14 protein-coding genes are annotated in these 16,875 nt (G+C 72.0%); 3 read left to right on the top strand and 11 right to left on the bottom strand.

Annotated elements, in window-relative coordinates; all coding sequences use genetic code 11:
• Positions 1 to 27 precede the first annotated feature (27 nt).
• The 4 genes from RL72_RS15280 to RL72_RS15265 form a co-directional block, all read right to left on the bottom strand.
• Positions 28 to 459: a cupin domain-containing protein gene (locus RL72_RS15280; protein ID WP_045251736.1), complete on the bottom strand. Its 432-nt coding sequence runs from the start codon at positions 457 to 459 to the stop codon at positions 28 to 30.
• On the bottom strand, positions 456 to 1,052 hold the full coding sequence (locus RL72_RS15275) for a pyridoxine/pyridoxamine 5'-phosphate oxidase (RefSeq protein ID WP_045251735.1): 597 nt from the start codon (positions 1,050 to 1,052) through the stop codon (positions 456 to 458). The genes RL72_RS15280 and RL72_RS15275 overlap by 4 nt, the downstream gene beginning before the upstream one ends.
• Positions 1,053 to 1,071: 19 nt before the next feature.
• On the bottom strand, positions 1,072 to 2,829 hold the full coding sequence (locus RL72_RS15270; protein WP_045251734.1) for a proline--tRNA ligase: 1,758 nt from the start codon (positions 2,827 to 2,829) through the stop codon (positions 1,072 to 1,074).
• A gap of 70 nt (positions 2,830 to 2,899) precedes the next feature.
• On the bottom strand, positions 2,900 to 3,673 hold the full coding sequence (locus RL72_RS15265) for an isocitrate lyase/PEP mutase family protein (RefSeq protein WP_045251733.1): 774 nt from the start codon (positions 3,671 to 3,673) through the stop codon (positions 2,900 to 2,902).
• 53 nt (positions 3,674 to 3,726) lie between these two features.
• On the opposite strand from RL72_RS15265, the gene RL72_RS15260 reads away from it, so the two are divergent.
• Positions 3,727 to 5,145, top strand: a complete 1,419-nt coding sequence (locus RL72_RS15260; RefSeq protein WP_045251732.1) for an RNB domain-containing ribonuclease — start codon at positions 3,727 to 3,729, stop codon at positions 5,143 to 5,145.
• Positions 5,132 to 6,484, top strand: a complete 1,353-nt coding sequence (locus RL72_RS15255) for an erythromycin esterase family protein (protein WP_052674459.1) — start codon at positions 5,132 to 5,134, stop codon at positions 6,482 to 6,484. The genes RL72_RS15260 and RL72_RS15255 overlap by 14 nt, the downstream gene beginning before the upstream one ends.
• Positions 6,485 to 6,500: 16 nt before the next feature.
• Here RL72_RS15255 and RL72_RS15250 read toward each other — a convergent pair whose 3' ends face one another.
• From RL72_RS15250 to ispG, 3 genes are read right to left on the bottom strand one after another with little or no spacing between them, the layout of a single operon-like run.
• Positions 6,501 to 6,959, bottom strand: a complete 459-nt coding sequence (locus RL72_RS15250) for a GNAT family N-acetyltransferase (protein ID WP_045251875.1) — start codon at positions 6,957 to 6,959, stop codon at positions 6,501 to 6,503.
• A 40-nt stretch (positions 6,960 to 6,999) separates the two neighbouring features.
• Positions 7,000 to 7,869, bottom strand: a complete 870-nt coding sequence (locus RL72_RS15245) for an alanyl-tRNA editing protein (RefSeq protein WP_045251731.1) — start codon at positions 7,867 to 7,869, stop codon at positions 7,000 to 7,002.
• Positions 7,866 to 9,017: a flavodoxin-dependent (E)-4-hydroxy-3-methylbut-2-enyl-diphosphate synthase gene (ispG, locus tag RL72_RS15240; protein WP_175491204.1), complete on the bottom strand. Its 1,152-nt coding sequence runs from the start codon at positions 9,015 to 9,017 to the stop codon at positions 7,866 to 7,868. Before ispG ends, RL72_RS15245 begins: the two co-directional genes overlap by 4 nt.
• Positions 9,018 to 9,248: 231 nt before the next feature.
• Between ispG and RL72_RS15235 the strand changes: the two genes are divergently transcribed.
• Positions 9,249 to 11,159, top strand: coding sequence for an anthranilate synthase family protein (locus RL72_RS15235; RefSeq protein ID WP_045251729.1), 1,911 nt, complete (start codon positions 9,249 to 9,251; stop codon positions 11,157 to 11,159).
• A gap of 66 nt (positions 11,160 to 11,225) precedes the next feature.
• On the opposite strand, the gene RL72_RS15230 is transcribed toward RL72_RS15235, so the two are convergent.
• The 4 genes from RL72_RS15230 to RL72_RS15215 all read right to left on the bottom strand — a co-directional run bounded on the left by RL72_RS15230 (position 11,226) and on the right by RL72_RS15215 (position 16,870).
• Entirely contained in the window at positions 11,226 to 13,289 is a 2,064-nt protein-coding gene (locus RL72_RS15230; protein WP_045251728.1) for a PKD domain-containing protein, read from the bottom strand.
• A 117-nt stretch (positions 13,290 to 13,406) separates the two neighbouring features.
• Positions 13,407 to 14,735, bottom strand: coding sequence for a M50 family metallopeptidase (locus RL72_RS15225; RefSeq protein ID WP_045251727.1), 1,329 nt, complete (start codon positions 14,733 to 14,735; stop codon positions 13,407 to 13,409).
• 68 nt (positions 14,736 to 14,803) lie between these two features.
• Positions 14,804 to 15,889, bottom strand: a complete 1,086-nt coding sequence (gene dxr, locus RL72_RS15220) for a 1-deoxy-D-xylulose-5-phosphate reductoisomerase (RefSeq protein ID WP_045251726.1) — start codon at positions 15,887 to 15,889, stop codon at positions 14,804 to 14,806.
• A 15-nt stretch (positions 15,890 to 15,904) separates the two neighbouring features.
• A complete protein-coding gene (locus RL72_RS15215; protein ID WP_045251725.1) occupies positions 15,905 to 16,870 on the bottom strand; it encodes an FKBP-type peptidyl-prolyl cis-trans isomerase in 966 nt (321 codons plus the stop codon).
• Positions 16,871 to 16,875: the final 5 nt, after the last annotated feature.

Genomic DNA, 16,875 nt, shown 5'->3' with positions numbered 1-16,875 from the left:
GCCGCCGGCCCGAAGCGCCGCGAACGGTCATGCCCAGGGCATCGGCCGGTCGGTGATGCGCGTGCTGTCGTCGGGAAGGTGCGGAAGCTGCTCGCCGCCGGCGCGGATGCAGAGCCAGCGCAGCTCGCCGGGGCTGTCCGGACGGGCGCGCCAGGTGCGCGGCACGCCCTGGCCGACGCGCACCACCGTGCCGGGGGCGACCTCGACGACGTCGTCTCCGACGCCCATCTGCCCGAGTCCGGCGAGGAACACGTAGAGCTCCTCGATCTGCGCATGCGTGTGCCAGTAGCCGGCCTCCTCGCCGGGCACCAGGGCGTTGGCGGTCATCCCGATGTACTGCATGGTCAGCTCATGGTCGACGACGCGACGGCCGTCGCGCGACCGGGCCTCGTCGAATCCGCCGTGGAACGCCCGCCAGTCGTCCGGGCTTCCGATGTCGGTGATCTCGTAGTCGCTCATGCGTCCTCCTCGTGCGTGCGGTCTGCGGCACCCTGTCCGCCGTGCCAGGTCCGGATCCAGCCCGAGGCGGCCCGCGTGTAGACGATGCGCGTGTGGCGGCGATCCTCCGCCCCCTGCCAGAACTCGACCCGGCTCGGCACGATCCGCCAGAGCACCCAGTCGCCCTCGGCCACTCCGGCGCGCGCGGCGGCCGAGCGTGCGGCGAGATCGGCGGCACTCTCCTCGGCGGAGGCCTCCTGCACCGGACCCCGCACCCGCACCGCGCGCAGGACGGGCTGCCACCAGAAGTTCAGCGCGGCCGCGGGATTCGCCGCGAGCTGGCGTCCCTTCGCCGACGAGCGGGGACCGGCGAAGGCCCAGCCGCGCTCGTCGACGTCCTTCAGGATGAGTGTGCGCGCATCCGGCATTCCGTCGCCGTCCACGGTCGCCAGCGTCGCGGCGTGCGGCTCGGGGACGCCCGCCTCCGCCGCCGTGGTGATCCAGTTCAGGAACAGCGCGAGCGGCTCGTCCGGCACCGACCCCGGGTGCAGTGCGGGGGCGGTCCCGGTGAGCGCCGGACGGGACCTCAGCCAGGCGGCGGGGGTGATGTCCATGCGAGGGGATCCGTCGCGGTCAGCGCGCCGCGAGCCGCTGCAGCGCCTCGGCGATCGTGAGCGTGTCGCGCTCGCCCGTACGGCGGTCCCACAGCTCGACCTGGCCGTCGGCGGCGCCGCGGCCCACGACGAGCACGCGCGGGATGCCCACGAGCTCGGCGTCGCCGAACTTCACGCCCGGGGAGACCTTGGGACGGTCGTCGTACAGCACGTCCAGCCCTGCGGCCTCGAGCTGCGCCGCCGCGTCCTCCGCCACGTCGAAGGCGACCTGGTCGCGGCCCGCGGCGACCACGTGCACGTCGAACGGCGCGACCGAGGCGGGCCAGATCAGGCCCTTCTCATCGTTGTTGAGCTCGGCGATGATCGCGAGGATGCGGGTCACGCCGATGCCGTAGGAGCCCATGGTGACGGTCACGAGCTTGCCGTTCTCGTCGAGCACCTTGAGTCCGAGCGCCTCGGCGTACTTGCGGCCGAGCTGGAAGACGTGGCCGATCTCCATGCCTCGTGCCAGATGCACAGGTCCCGAGCCGTCCGGGGCCGGGTCGCCCTCTCGCACGTTCGCAATCTCGACCACGCCGTCCGCCGAGAAATCGCGGCCGGCGACGACCGAGTGCGCGTGCTTCTGGTCGATGTTCGCGCCGGTGATCCAGCTCGTGCCCTCCCCCACCCGCGGGTCGAGCAGGTAGCGGATCCCGGTGGCCGACTCCTCGCCGAGGATGGCTCCCGTGGGCGACCACGGGCCGATGTATCCCTTCACCAGCAGCGGATTGTTCTCGAAGTCGTCCGCCGTCGCGGGCTCGACCTCGGCCGGGGCGAAAGCCACCTCGGCGCGCTTCTCGTCGACCTCGCGGTCGCCGGGGATGCCGACGACGACGAGCTCGCGGGTGCCGTCGAGATGAGTGAGGGCGAGCACGACGTTCTTGAGGGTGTCGGCGGCCGTGTACTCGCCGTCGAGATGCGCGTTCGCGTGTGCGACCAGGGTCTCGATCGTCGGCGTGTTCGGGGAGTCGAAGATCACCGGCGCCCCGGACTCGTCATAGGGCACGGGCTCCGGCGCCGCCGTCGAGAAGGCCTCGACGTTGGCAGCGTAGCCACCCTCGGACCGCACGAACGTGTCCTCGCCGACGGGCGTCGGGTGCAGGAACTCCTCGCTGCGCGAACCGCCCATGGCGCCCGCGTCGGCCTGCACGATCACGTACTCGAGCCCGAGCCGCTGGAAGATGCGCTCGTAGGCGTCGCGCTGGGCCTGATAGCTGGCGGCGAGCCCCTCGTCGGACGCGTCGAAGGAGTACGCGTCCTTCATCGTGAACTCGCGACCGCGCAGGAGACCGGCACGGGGGCGGGCCTCGTCGCGGTACTTGTCCTGGATCTGGTAGATCGTGAGCGGCAGATCCTTGTACGAGGAGTACAGGTCCTTCACCAGCAGGGTGAAGGCCTCCTCGTGCGTGGGCGCGAGCAGGTAGTCGCCGCCCTTGCGGTCCTGAAGGCGGAACAGCAGGTCGCCGTACTCCTCCCACCGTCCGGTCGCCTCGTATGCCTCCCGCGGCATGAGCGCCGGGAAGTGCACCTCCTGCGCGCCGGCCGCGGCCATCTCCTCGCGGACGATGGTCTCGATCCGCGCCTTCACCCGGAGCCCGAGCGGCAGCCACGCGAAGATGCCGGCCGCCTGCGGTCGGATGTACCCGGCGCGGATCAGGAGCTTGTGGCTCGCGACCTCGGCGCCGGCCGGGTCTTCGCGAAGCGTGCGGAGGAAGAAGTTCGAGAGACGAGTCACCACGGCTCAAGTCTAGTGAGGCGCCCGTCCCGCCCCGTGCGCGTTGCAGGGCGGGACGGGCGCGCAGCGCGGATCAGTTGAGCGCGCGCGTGCCGGGCGGGATGATCCCGCCGGCGTAGATCTCCGACGCGTTGTCCTGCAGGGCGGTGAGCGCCACACGCTGCGGCAGCGGGCCGTAGGAGATGCGGGCCACGCCGAGCGCCTCGTACTCGGTCGAGGTGAGGGCCCCGGGGAGGCCGATCACGCTGACCTTGCCATGGCCGATGCCGTCGACCAGCGCCCGCGTCGTGTCGGCGTCGAGGATGCCCGGCACGAACACGCTGGTCGCGCCCGCCTCGACGAACGCCCTGCCGCGCTCGATCGCGTCGGCGAGGGACTCTGCGACCGGACGCCCGCCGCCGCGCACGAACGCGTCGGTGCGGGCATTGAGCACGAAGGGCACGCCTTCGGTCTCGCCGGCGCGGATCATCGCCGCCACGTTCGCCGCGGCCTCGTCCAGCGGGCGCAGGCGGTCCTCGACGTTCGCGCCGACGACGCCGGCGCCGATCGCCAGGCGCACGGTCTCTCCCGGGTCGCCGTAGCCGTCGTCGAGGTCGGCCGTCACCGGCAGCTCGACGGCCGCCACGATGCGGCCCACCATGTCGAGCATGAGCTCGCGCGGGATCGCGCCGTCGGCATAGCCGAACGACGACGCGATGGAGTGGCCGGCCGTGGCGATGGCCGTGGTCTCGGGCAGTGCGGCGATCGCCTGCGCGGAGACGACGTCCCAGACGTTCACGACACGGAGGATCTCGGGGGCCGCGTAGAGCGCGGCGAGGGTACGGGCCTTGTCGGCAGTGGTGGTCATGGTCAACACGCTAACGCCCGCCCCCGACGCGGAGGGCGGCTTAGGCTGAACCCATGCCTCAGCGCCGATCGCACGTCGCCCCCTCGGCCGCGCAGTCGGAGCTCGCCACGGCGCTGGCGACGTTGCGCACCGAGCTCGACGCCCCGACCGGGTTCCCTCCGGAAGCCCTCGCCGAGGCCGCCGCGGCCTCCCCCGCGACGCCCGACCTCGACCTGCGCGACATCGCCTTCGCGACGCTGGATCCGGCCGGCTCCATGGACCTGGACCAGGCCTTCCAGCTGGAACGGAGCGGATCGGGCTACACCGTGCGATATGCCATCGCCGACGTGCCCTCGTTCGTCGCACCGGGAGGCGCACTCGACGCCGCGGCCCGCCTGCGGGGCGAGACCCTCTACGCCGCGGACGGGACGATCCCGCTGCATCCGCCGATCCTGAGCGAGGATCACGCCTCGCTGCTGCCGGATCAGGATCGCCCCGCGCTCGTGTGGACCTTCGCCCTGGACGCGGAGGGGAGCGTGTCGGACACCCGGCTCGAGCGCGCACTGATCCGCTCGAGGGCCAAGCTCGACTACGTCTCGGTGCAGGCGGATCTCGACGCGGGGCGGGACTCTCCGGCGGCGCTGCTCCCCGAGATCGGGCGGCTGCGGCTCGCGCAGGAGGCGCAGCGCGGAGGGGCGAGCCTGAACCTGCCCGATGACGAGGTGATGCGGCACGACGACGGGACCTATGCGATCGAGCGGCGCACCCCGCTCCCCGTGGAGGACTGGAACGCGCAGCTCTCGCTCATGACCGGGATGGCCGCGGCGCAGCTCATGCTGCAGGCGAGGATCGGGATCCTGCGCACGATGCCGCAGCCCGAGGACGCCGCGTTCGAGACGTTCCGGCACCAGACCGAGGCGCTCGGCGTGCCGTGGACGACCGGACGCTACGGCGACTATCTGCGGACGCTCGACAAGGAGGATCCGCGCACGCTGCCGATCCTGGAGGCGGCGTCCGCGCTGTTCCGCGGGGCCGGGTACGTCGCCTTCGACGGGACGGTCCCCGCCGAGACCACGCAGGCGGCCATCGCCGCCCCCTATGCGCACGCCACCGCGCCCCTCCGGCGGCTCGTGGACCGTTGGTCGCTCACCGTCGCGCTCGCGGTGAGCCGTGGGGAGGAGGTGCCCGCGTGGGTGCGCCAGAGCCTCCCGCTCCTCCCCGACCTGATGCGGGCCTCCGCACAGCGGGCGTCGGCGCTCAGTTCCCGCACGATCGATCTCGTCGAGGCGGCGCTGCTGGCCCCGCGCGTCGGCGAGACGTTCGACGCGGTGGTGATCCGGCGCAACGGCGAACGCGGCACGGTGCAGATCGAGGAGCCGCCCGTGACGGCGTCGGTGGCGCTGCCGCCCGAGGCCGTCGCCGGCACTGCGGTGCGGGTCACGCTGACCGCCGCGGACGTCGCGAAGGGGCAGATCTCCTTTGCCGTCGCCTGAGGACGAGCCCGACGCGCTCGGCACCTGGATCCGGGACGACGCGCACTCCTTGCGCACGCTCGATCCGGACGATGACGACGACTCCGACCTCGAGCCGCTGGCCGACATCGTCGGCGACGCCCGCGTGGTCGCGATCGGCGAATCGATGCACCGCGTGCACGAGTTCTTCGCTCTGCGCCACCGGCTGTTCCGGTTCCTGCACCGGCGCGCCGGATTCACCGCACTCGTGACCGAGAGCGGCATGCCGGAGGGCCGCAGGGTCGACACGTGGATCCGCACCGGGGCCGGAGGGCTCCGTGACACCCTCCGCGAGGGCGTCACCTACGGCTTCGGGGCCTGCCAGGAGATGCTCGACCAGCTGACGTGGATGCGGGCGCGCGCCGCGGCCGGCCACGGCGCGCCGCGCTGGTACGGGATGGACCTCCCCGATTCGTCCGCCAGCGCCCTCCCCGGCGTCCTCACGGCCCTCGACCTGCTCGACGACGTGGATCCGCACTACGCCGCGCACGCGCGAGAGAGCCTGCTCCCCGTGTTCGCGTATCTGCCCGGCGACCGCTCCGGGCTGGCCCAGGCGGCACCGACGATCCAGGCCTATCTCGCCCTGCCCGCCGACCGGCGTGCGGGCATCACGGTCGGCATCGCGGACCTCGCCGCACGTATCCGCGCCCGGCGCCGCGAGGAGATCGCCGCACTCGGCGGCGACGCGGAGAGCCGGGAGCGGGTCGACGCCGCGATCCGGGCCGCGGAGAGCGCCCGGGCGGCGGACGCGTTCCTGCAGGCGATGACCGCGGGCGCCGCCCGCACCTGGCCCGCCGCCAACATCCGCGACGCGTGGATGGCCGACACCGTGGAGTGGATCCTGGAGCGCGAGCCGCGGATCGTGGTGGCGGCGGCGAACGGGCACGTGCAGCGCACCCCGTTCTCCGCTCCCCCGTTCGTGCCGGATCCGATGACGACGATGGGCGGGCACCTCGCCGACCGGCTGGGCACCGATCTCGTGGTCATCGGCACGGCCTTCGGCGGCGGCGAGCAGTGGCTGCACCGTCCGACGGTGGACGACGCCCCGGGCCATTCCCGCCCCTTCATCGCACCGCTCGCCCCGCTCGATCCCTCGAGCCTGGACGCCGTGCTGGAGCGCTCCGGGATCGGCGACGCGCTGCTGGATCTGCGCCGGCCGTCCGCGCGCGCAGCCGTGGCACTCGATGCCACCTCCGGATGGCACAACGGCGACGTCCTGCAGCCCGGCTCGGCCCGCGAGGCCTTCGACGCCGTGGCCTTCGTCCGCCGGGTCTCGCCCTGGCACACCTGGATCGACGAGCGCGGCCTCGACCGGCGCTGAGGCTTCCCCCGCGGGCTCAGAGCTCGCGGAGGTAGCAGAGCATCCGGTAGTCCTTGCCCGGCTCCACGTTGACGAAGCCGTGCCGTTCGTAGAAGCGCCGCGCGTCGACGTCGATCTCGTCGACGTTGATGTGCATCTCCCCGCCGCCGCGGGCGCGCACCTCCTGGATCGCGCGCTGCAGCAGCCGCGTGCCGATGCCCCCGCCGCGCAGGTCGGGGATCACGTAGAGCTCGTCCAGTACCGCGAGCGGTCCGTCGCAGTACACGGTGGGGCGCAGCGTGACCACGGCGTAGGCGATCGGATCGGCGGGGTCGCCGACGAACAGCACGAACGCGGCGGGATCGGCGATCAGGGCACGGAACCGCCGCTCGAGCACCTCGAACGGCGGCGACGGATCCCCGAACTCGTCGCCGAAGTCGATCTGCAGCCGGGCCGCGATCGCCGCCTGATCGACCGTGCCGATCCTGATGTCGATCGATTCGTCACCCGCCACGGCCGTCCCCCGGTTCAGGCGTTCACGCCGGCGAACCCGCAGGAACCGCGGTCGTGGTCATCACCAGCAGCTGCTCCGAGAGCTGCAGCGACACCCGGATCGACGCGAACTCCGCGAGCGAGGAGGCGTGCGTGCCGCCGCACAGGATCGACGCGGTGCCCTCGGGCAGCTCGCAGACCCAGCGTCGGCGGTCGACGATGCTCTCGCCTTCGGCCTCGATGCGGCTCGGCGCGGCGGACGCGATCCACGCCGCGAGCCGCGCGTTCATGCGCTCTTCGCGCTCTGCCAGCGTCCCGGCGAGACCTTCGGTGTCGAACCCGGCCTTGCGCAGGCTCTTGCCGAGGCGGTACTCGTCGACGGCGCCGTCGGGGCCGATGACGCTCGTCTGATTCGCGCGCCCCTCGAAATCAGGGTTGCCGAGGGCGTCGGATCCGGGATCCTTCCGCCACAGATCGGCGACCGCGAAGTCGAGCGCCAGCGACGCGAGGTGGCAGGCGGTGTGTCCGCGGCTGAGGCCGGCGCGGTACGCGGCGTCGACCGCGGCCTCGACCTCCGCACCCGCGGCGAGCGCCGCGGGGACCGTGTCGACCCGGTGGCCGACCGACCACGTCCAGCCCTCCGCGCCGCGCTTGACCGGGATCGCGGCGCCGATCGCGACCTCGCCCTCGTCGCTGACGGCGGCCATGACGGCCTCGGTCACCGCGACCTCGACGTCGGCGACGCGGAGCGTGCCCCGGTCCCCCGGCTGGTCCGGCCAGGTGTGGTCGACGGGGTGGAACGGCGTGCGATCGAGCACGACGACCGCACCGCTGTCGTCCGGGTTCACGCCGACCACGTGGGCGGTCTCGAGGAGGGATCCCGACGGGAAGGTGACGACGGTGGCGCTGGTCACGAGGTGACGACCTGTGCGGTGCCGAGCGGCGCGTTCGGGCCCATCTCGTCGGCGATGCGGTTCGCCTCTTCGATGAGGGTCGCGACGATGTCCTCCTCGGGCACGGTCTTGATGACCTCTCCCTTGACGAAGATCTGGCCCTTGCCGTTGCCGCTGGCGACACCGAGGTCGGCCTCGCGCGCCTCGCCGGGTCCGTTCACGACGCAGCCCATGACCGCCACGCGCAGCGGCACGGTCATGTCCTTGAGCCCCTCGGTGACGTTCTCGGCGAGCGTGTAGACGTCGACCTGCGCGCGTCCGCAGGACGGGCAGGAGACGATCTCGAGCTTGCGCTCGCGCAGGTTCAGCGACTGGAGGATCTGGTGTCCGACCTTGACCTCCTCAGCGGGCGGTGCGGAGAGCGAGACCCGGATCGTGTCGCCGATCCCCTCGCCGAGCAGGATCCCGAACGCGGTGGCCGACTTGATCGTGCCCTGGAACGCGGGGCCCGCCTCGGTGACGCCGAGGTGCAGCGGCCAGTCGCCCCGCTCGGCGAGCAGGCGGTAGGCCTTGACCATCACCACGGGGTCGTTGTGCTTGACCGAGATCTTGAAGTCGTGGAAGTCGTGCTCCTCGAACAGGGACGCCTCCCACACGGCGCTCTCGACGAGCGCCTCGGGGGTGGCCTTGCCGTACTTCTCGAGCAGGCGCCGGTCGAGCGACCCGGCGTTCACGCCGATGCGCAGCGAGACGCCGGCGTCCTTCGCGGCCTTGGCGATCGCGCCGACCTGATCGTCGAACTTGCGGATGTTGCCAGGGTTGACGCGCACTGCGCCGCAGCCCGCGTCGATCGCCTGGAACACGTACTTCGGCTGGAAGTGGATGTCGGCGATGACCGGGATCTGACTCTTCTTCGCGATGATGTGCAGCACGTCGGCGTCGTCCTGGGACGGGACGGCGACCCGCACGATCTCGCAGCCGGACGCGGTGAGCTCGGCGATCTGCTGCAGCGTCCCGTTGATGTCGGTCGTCTTCGTCGTGGTCATCGACTGGACGCTGACCGGGGCGTCGCCGCCGACGAGGACCTTGCCGACCTTGATCTGGCGGCTCTTGCGTCGCGGGGCGAGGACTTCGGGGATCCGGGGCATCCCCAGGTTCACAGCTGGCACGTCAACCAGGTTACCGGTGTGCGGCTGGAAGGGATCCGCGAACAGCCGCAGCCGCGAACGTCACGACGGGCGAGGACACCGCCCCGTTGTGATAGTTTCGGCGCATGTCCGCGAACCGCACCTGGTGGCCCGCCTCCTAGGCGGTGAGTTCGCGTACCACGATCCAGACCGCCTTCCGGGGCGGTCTTGTCGTTTCTGCCGCGTCGGATCCCCCTTGCTCAGGAGCCTCAGATGACCACTGCCGACCGGATCCATGCCCTGCCGACCGAGAGCGCCTTCGTGCTGCTGGCCCGCGAGGGCTCGGACAGCGTCGAGCTGCTGACCGGCGAGATCGTCGACGTCCTCGACCTCGCCGACATCCCGCTGGGGGCGGACGGCGCCCGTCGTGAGGTGTTCGCCCTGGTGCCCTACCGCCAGGTGCGCGAGCGCGGCTTCGAAGCGCAGGACGACGGGGCGCCGCTGCGCTGCCTGCTCGTCGACGAGCATCTGCACCTGCCCGCGGACGAGGTGCGCGCCGCGCTGCCGGCCGAGCCGCTGCCGCTCCACGACGGCGGCTTCGATCTCAGCGACGACGAGTACGCCGCGATCGTCGAGCGCGTGATCGCCGAGGAGATCGGCCGCGGCGAAGGCGCGAACTTCGTGATCCGCCGCGATTACACGGCGCGCATCGACGCCGCGACCCCGGAGACGGAGCGGATCGCGGCGCTGACGTGGTTCCGGGCTCTGCTCGAGCACGAGCGCGGCGCCTACTGGACCTTCGCGGTGGTCACCCCCGGCGTCGTGGCGGTCGGGGCCAGCCCCGAGGCGCACGTCGTCGCGCAGGGCGGCGTCGTGACCATGAACCCGATCTCCGGAACCTTCCGCCACCCGGCCGGCGGCTCCACGACGGCCGCGCTCGGCGAGTTCCTCTCCTCCGCCAAGGAGACCGAAGAGCTGTTCATGGTCGTGGACGAGGAGCTCAAGATGATGAGCGCGGTCTGCTCCGACGGCGGACGGATCACCGGTCCGCACCTGAAGCAGATGTCGCGCCTCACCCACACCGAGTACATGCTCCGCGGCAGCAGCCGCCTCGACCCCCGCGACATCCTCCGCGAGACCATGTTCGCGCCGACGGTCACCGGCTCCCCGATGCAGAACGCGTGCACTGTGATCCGCCGGCACGAGCGCAAGCCGCGCGGCTACTACTCCGGTGTCGCGGCGCTCTTCACCCCGAACGACGCCGGCGGCCACGACCTCGACGCGCCCATCCTCATCCGCACCGTGTACCTCGCCGACGGCCGGCTCAGCGTGCCGGTGGGGGCGACGCTCGTACGGCACTCGGATCCGGCCGGCGAGGTCGGTGAGACCCACGGCAAGGCGGCGGGTGTGCTGGGCGCCATCGGCGCCGTGGCCCGCGACACGGCGGCGGAGTCGCGGGAGGATCCCGACGCGCCGAGCCCCGCGGGCACGCCGGCGGAGGACCCGGGGATCCAGGCCCTGCTCGCGTCCCGCAACGCGCGTCTGGCGGAGTTCTGGATCAATCCGCAGGACGGCGGCGCGCAGTCCACGGCCGCCGCGCCCTTCGCCGGCCGCACCGCGGTCGTGGTCGACGCCGAGGACCGCTTCACGACGATGCTCGCCCACCAGCTGCGCCATCTCGGCCTCGAGGTGCACATCCAGCCGTGGGCGCAGAGCGACGACGCGGAGATCGACGCCGCCGACCTTCTCGTCGCGGGCCCTGGTCCGGGCGACCCCCGCGACGGCTCCTCCGCGCGCATCGCCCGCATGCGGGAGCTCGTGGCGCGACGGCGCGCGAGCGGCCGCCCGCTGCTGGCCGTCTGCCTCAGCCACCAGATCCTCGCGGACTCGCTGGGAATCGAGCTGGCGCCGCTCGCGAGCCCGCACCAGGGGCTGCAGAAGTCGGTGCCCGTGTTCGGCCAGGACGCGTCGATCGGCTTCTACAACACGTTCACGGCCCGCGTCGCCCCCGGCACCACCGCGGTCGGCGTCGCCGAGGTGTCGGCGGATCCGGGATCCGGCGATGTCTACGCGCTGCGCGGACCCGGGTTCGCATCGGTGCAGGGCCACCTGGAGTCGATCCTGTCCCGGGACGGGATGACCACGCTGCAGCGCCTCGTCGGGCACGCACTCGAGGGGCGCTGAGCGCCCTTCCCCCGGGCGCACGAGGAGACGCCGCCGGTCCCGACGGCGCCTCCTCTGCGGCATCGCCTACTTGGTGTTCAGCTTGAAGCTCCCGCTCCAGGCCGCACCGGCATACCGTCCGGCGATCCCGGCCCAGGCCACGGAGACCGGGTAGGTGCCCGGCTTCAGGGTCAGCTTCAGCGCGGTGGAGGCCACCCCGTTCGCGCCGGTCTGGGCGGTCACGGTCTGGCTGCCGATCACGAAGGTCACGGTCTGGTTCGCGATCGGACGGCCGAGCACGTCGGTCACGGTCGCGGACAACGGGATCTTCGCGTTCGGCTTGCTGGACAGCGTGCCCGTGTAGACGATCGCCGAGGCCATCGACGTCACCGTCTGCGACACCGCCGCGGAGCTGCTCGCGACATACCGGGCATCACCCGCGAACGCCGCGGTGATCGGATAGGAGCCGCTCGGGAGCGTCTCCGTCACGGTCGCCGCAGCCGTCCCGGAGCCGTCCGCCGTCGCCGTGGCGAGCTGCGTCGCACCGCCGGCCGTGGTGAAGGCCACCGCCGCGCCGTTGACGGGTCGCCCGAACTCGTCGATCACCGCGCCCCGGTAGGTGACGGGGGCCGAGTAGGTCGCCGTCAGATCGCCCGTGAACGACGTGCTCGTGCTGCGGGCGCGCACCGTGACCGAGACGTCCTTGGCGGTGCAGGCGCCGTGCCTGTCGCACACCGTCACGGTCACCTGCGCGGTTCCCGGATCCGCCCACTGATGCGTCTCCGACGGCCCGCCCGTCACGATGGCCGAGCCGTCGTGGAAGTCCCACGCGTACGTCAGCGTCGACTGCTCGGCGGCGCCCGGATCCGTCGCCTGCGCCTGCAGGGTCAGCGGACGTCCCCATGCGACGGTCGGGTCGGCGGGGGCGACGATCACGGCCGGCGGAAGGTTGTTCACCCCGACGCCGAACGTCGTCGTGCCGGACAGGCCCGTCACGTCGGTCGCGGCGACCATGCCCGAGAACGGACCGGAATCCGCGAACACGTGCGTCGTCGGGCTGCCGTACGCGGTACCCCCGTCGGAGAAGCTCCACACGAACGTGGCCCCTGCGGCGCAGGGTCCTGCGGCGACCGCGCTGAACGGGATCGCGCTGCCCTCGTCCCCGGTGAACGTCGGAGCGGCCGTCACGGTGGGCGGCACGTTGTTCGCCAACGCGCTGCCCAGCGCGTAGGACACGTCGGATGCCGTCTCCGCGAACCCGCTGTCGTTCGTGGCGAGCGTGTCGGTCGCGTCGTACACCGTGATGTTCGGCGCCCCGGGAAGGGTGAACGGCGGGTACGGCACCACGACCGGGATGACCGCCGGTGCCGAGACCTTCACCGTCCAGACCAGCTCGGTGACGGTGTGCACGGTGCCCTGGAGCCCGAGGCCGGACAGCCCGTACATCACCGGAGATCCCACGGGCGTCGTGCACGGCACCGACACCTGATCGGTCACCGGCTGGCCGGTGCCGAGATCCAGAGGGCCGGTCAGACCGTTCAGCGACCTCGTCGCGGCGACCGCGGACACCGAGAACGTCGCCGTCGTGCGCAGCTTGGCCGCGACCTGGGGAGTGAGCGGGCACGCGTTCGCGTCAGGGGTCGAGCCGGGGATGTCGGGGCACGGCGGCGGAACCACGGTCACATCTGCGGACTCCGCGACGCAGGTGGCGGTGTCGCCGTCCGCGCCGAGGCTGCACGGCGTGCTGGCGTTCATGACGGTGGGCGCGAACGCGATGGGGACGGAGCTGCCGCTGACGTCCACCGTCCCGGAGAACCCGACCGTGTGCTCCACGGTGAGCGTGCCGGCACCGGGCTGCCGGGTGACCACCGGGTTCACCGCTCCGCCCTGGCGGACCGTGCTGTCGTCCCATCCGGCGGAGACGACGTCCGACTGCGAGAGCGCCAGGTGGGTGGTGAGGCTCGCGGTGCCGTTCAGGGCACCCGTGACGGTGTAATCGGCGGCGGGCAGATCCATCGCCTGACTGAAGGCGACGGTCTGGTTCTGGCCGACCGGACTCGCGAAGGCGGGAGCCGGTGTGAGGAGCGCGGTGGCGACGGCGATCGCAAGACCTGTGATCACGGCACGCCGCGTCTTTGCGACGGTGTTCATCGGGGGGCCTTTCCTAGAGGGACGGCTGCGGGTGCCCGCAGCGTACGTCCCTAGAGAGTCGGCGCCCGTCCCCCTGATACACGGATCGGGATCCGGATCCGTGCCCGAAGCGGCGTCTCAGCCGATCGTCACCGGCCGGAACAGGTCGGCCACGAGCAGCAGCGCGCCCATCGCGATGAGCAGGCCCGCGACGACGATCGTGAGCGGCACGAGGCGCGTCGCGTCCACCGGCGCCGGCGGCGGACGACGGAACAGCTTCGCCCACGCGCGCTTCAGTCCGTCCCACAGCGCGACCACGATGTGTCCGCCGTCCAGAGGCAGCAGCGGGATCAGGTTGAACACGAAGAGGGCGATGTTCAGCGAGCCCATCAGCCCGAGCAGCACGGCGAAGCGGTTCAGCAGGGGCGCATCGGCCGCGGCGACCTCGCCCGCGATCCGTCCCACGCCGATCACGCTGAGCGGGCCGTTCGGGTCACGAGGGGTTCCGGTGACCAGCGATACCCCGACGTCCCACAGCCGCACGGGCAGGTTGCCGATCAGCTGCACCACCGCGCCGGCGTTGGTCATCGCCTGGTCGAAGCCCGCGTTCGCCGGCTGCTTCACGTATGCGAGCTGCGCGTAGACGCCCGCGTAGCCGACCGTGTGCACGACGGGGTGGCCCTTGTCGTCGACGACGGGCCGGCCGTTGCCGTCCACCTGCTGACGCTGCGCGGCGACCGGGGTCAGCTGCAGCGTGACGTCGGCGCCGTCGCGGGAGACGACGAGCGGGATGGTCTTGCCGGGCGACGCCTGGATGATGGCGCTCGCCTCGGCGAACGTCGACACGGCCGTGCCGTCGACCGAGACGATCCGGTCCCCCGGCTTCACGCCGGCCTCGGCGGCGGGCGCGACCGGATCCGATGACGTGCAGGACGTCTGGGTGGAGCCCGCCGGCAGCACGCACTCGGACAGCGACGCGATCGTGGTGGTGCCCTGCTGCACCCCGATGCCGCTGAGGAGCACCGTGAACACGACGATCGCGAGGACGAGGTTCATGAACGGCCCGCCGAACATCACGACGACGCGCTTCCAGACCGGCAGCAGGTAGAAGACGCGGGTCGCGCGCTCGGGGTCGATGGTCTCGTCGTTGGCCGCCCTGGCGTCCTGGATCAGGCTGCGGAACGCGCCCCGTGACCGGCTCTGCGCCGCGTCCTCCTGCTCCCCGGGCGAGGGCGGGTACATGCCCGACATCGAGATGAAGCCGCCGATCGGAAGCGCCTTGACCCCGTATTCGGTCTCGCCGATCCTCTTCGAGAACAGCCGCGGTCCGAAGCCGATCATGTACTGGCCGACATGCACGCCGAACAGCTTGGCGGGCACCAGGTGCCCGAGCTCGTGCAGGGCGATCGAGACGCCGAGCCCGACCAGCACGAACAGCAGGCCGCCGACGTATAGCAGGATCTCCACCCCGCCACGCTACCGGTGCCGGGCTAGGAAACGGCCGTGCCGCGGCTGTGCGCCCGGCCTGTGCCCGGTCAGGCGGATGCGGCGATCACGCGGTCCGCGGTCGCACGCGCCCAGGCCTCCGCCGCGGCCAGTGTCTCGACCGTGAGCTCCTCGGGCGGATCGTGCGCGTCCACGACGCGCTCGATGGTGTCGACGATCCCCAGGAACGGCAGGCGCCCCTCGTGGAACGCGTCCACCGCCTGCTCGTTGGCGGCGTTGTAGACGGCCGGATAGGTGCGGCCCGCGCGCCCGACCTGCTTGGCCAGCGCCACGGACGGGAAGGCGGCCGTGTCGAGCGGCTCGAACGTCCAGTTCGCCGCCGTCGTCCAGTCGATCGGACGGCCCACGCCCCCGACGCGGTTCGGCCAGTCCAGTCCCAGCGAGATGGGAAGGCGCATGTCGGGCGGCGAGGCCTGCGCGATCGTGGATCCGTCCACGAACTCGACCATGGAGTGCACGATCGACTGCGGATGCACGACGACCTCGATGCGCTCGTAGTCGACGTCGAACAGCAGGTGCGCCTCGATGACCTCGAGCCCCTTGTTCACGAGCGTCGCCGAGTTCGTGGTGACCATGCGCCCCATGTCCCAGGTGGGGTGCGCGAGCGCCTCCGCCGGGGTGACGGCGGCCATCTGCGCGCGGGAGCGCCCGCGGAACGGACCTCCGGACGCGGTGACGACGAGGCGGCGCACCTCCTGCTTGGTGCCCGAGCGCAGCGCCTGGGCCAGCGCCGAGTGCTCCGAGTCGACCGGGACGATCTGCCCCGGTGCGGCGAGCGCGGTGACGAGCGCGCCTCCGACGATCAGCGACTCCTTGTTCGCCAGGGCCAGCGTTCGCCCGGCCTTGAGGGCGGCGAGAGTGGAGCCGAGCCCGATGGATCCGGTGATCGCGTTGAGCACCACGTCCGCCTCGACGTCGCGCACCAGCTGCTCGGCCTCGGCGGAGCCCAGCGCCGTGTCCTCCACGCCGAACTCCTCGGCCTGCTGCGCGAGCAGGTCGGCCTGTGTGCCGGCGGCGAGCCCGACCAGCTCGAAGCGATCGGGGTTGGCCCGGATCACATCGAGGGCCTGGGTGCCGATCGAGCCGGTGGATCCGAGGATGAGGACGCGACGCATGCCCTCAGCCTAGGGTCACTGGGTCGGGGCCGCAGGAACGGTGCCGAGGATGTCGACCACGAACACCAGGGTCGAGTTCGCCGGGATCGAGCCCTGCGCCTGAGCGCCGTAGCCGTCGGCCGGCGGGATCACCGCAAGCACCTGCGAGCCGACCTTCTGGCCCTCGAGCGCCTTCTTGAACCCGGTCACCACTCCCGTGGTCTGGAACTGCGCCGGGGTGCCGCGCTTCCAGCTGGAGTCGAACTCCTTGCCGTCGGCCCAGGTCACTCCGCGGTACTGCACGATGACGTAGTCGCCACTGGCCACCGTCGCTCCGTCGCCCTGCTTCAGGAGGGAGATCTTCGTCTCGGTCGGCGGGTCCGCCTTGGGGATGGTGATCTCCGGCGCGCCGTCCTTGGCGAGCTTCACGGCCGGCATCCCGTCGACCGGAGCGACCGCGGTGCCATCCGCCACCGTGGAGAGCTTCTTCGTGGCCTGGGCGTACACCACGACCGACTTCCCGCCGTCGCCGAACATCTTGCCGGGGATCGCGGCGACGACCGCCGACCCGAGCGGCTGGCACTCCAGCGCGGCGACGAAAAGCGATTGCTGCTGCGGATCCAGCAGTACCGGGATCTGGTCATCGGACCCGCGCGAGCTGGAGTCGAGGACGGCGCTGTCCGCGGCGTTCACGATCCGGTACTGCACGGAGACGAGGTCGCCGGGCTTGACGTCCTTGCCATCGCCCTTCTTCACGACCGTCCGCTCGACCGCCGTGGCCTTGTCGACGTCAGCGGCCGAGGGAACGGTGACCTTCAGATCCTTGCCTTCCCCCTCGAGCGTGACGGCGTCCGACGCCTTGCCCGGCTTCGCGTCGAGCAGGCACGACGACGAGGCCGACGGGGTGGGCGATGCAGAGGGGCTGCCGGCGCCGGCGCAGCCGGAGAGCAGGAGTGCCGTCGCGGCGACGGCGGACAGAGCGGCGGCGATGCGGATGCGCACAGAAG

The organism is Microbacterium azadirachtae, assembly GCF_000956545.1.
Lineage (GTDB): Bacteria > Actinomycetota > Actinomycetes > Actinomycetales > Microbacteriaceae > Microbacterium > Microbacterium azadirachtae.
The sequence above is the reverse complement of the archived record's forward strand: the minus strand, read 5'-3'. Positions and strand labels throughout refer to the sequence as shown.

Coding starts and splice junctions, on each gene's coding strand:
- RL72_RS15280 (WP_045251736.1), bottom strand. CDS start 459: ATGAGCGACTACGAGATCACCGACATCGGAAGCCCGGACGACTGGCGG.
- RL72_RS15275 (WP_045251735.1), bottom strand. CDS start 1,052: ATGGACATCACCCCCGCCGCCTGGCTGAGGTCCCGTCCGGCGCTCACC.
- RL72_RS15265 (WP_045251733.1), bottom strand. CDS start 3,673: ATGACCACCACTGCCGACAAGGCCCGTACCCTCGCCGCGCTCTACGCG.
- RL72_RS15260 (WP_045251732.1), top strand. CDS start 3,727: ATGCCTCAGCGCCGATCGCACGTCGCCCCCTCGGCCGCGCAGTCGGAG.
- RL72_RS15235 (WP_045251729.1), top strand. CDS start 9,249: ATGACCACTGCCGACCGGATCCATGCCCTGCCGACCGAGAGCGCCTTC.
- RL72_RS15230 (WP_045251728.1), bottom strand. CDS start 13,289: ATGAACACCGTCGCAAAGACGCGGCGTGCCGTGATCACAGGTCTTGCG.
- dxr (WP_045251726.1), bottom strand. CDS start 15,889: ATGCGTCGCGTCCTCATCCTCGGATCCACCGGCTCGATCGGCACCCAG.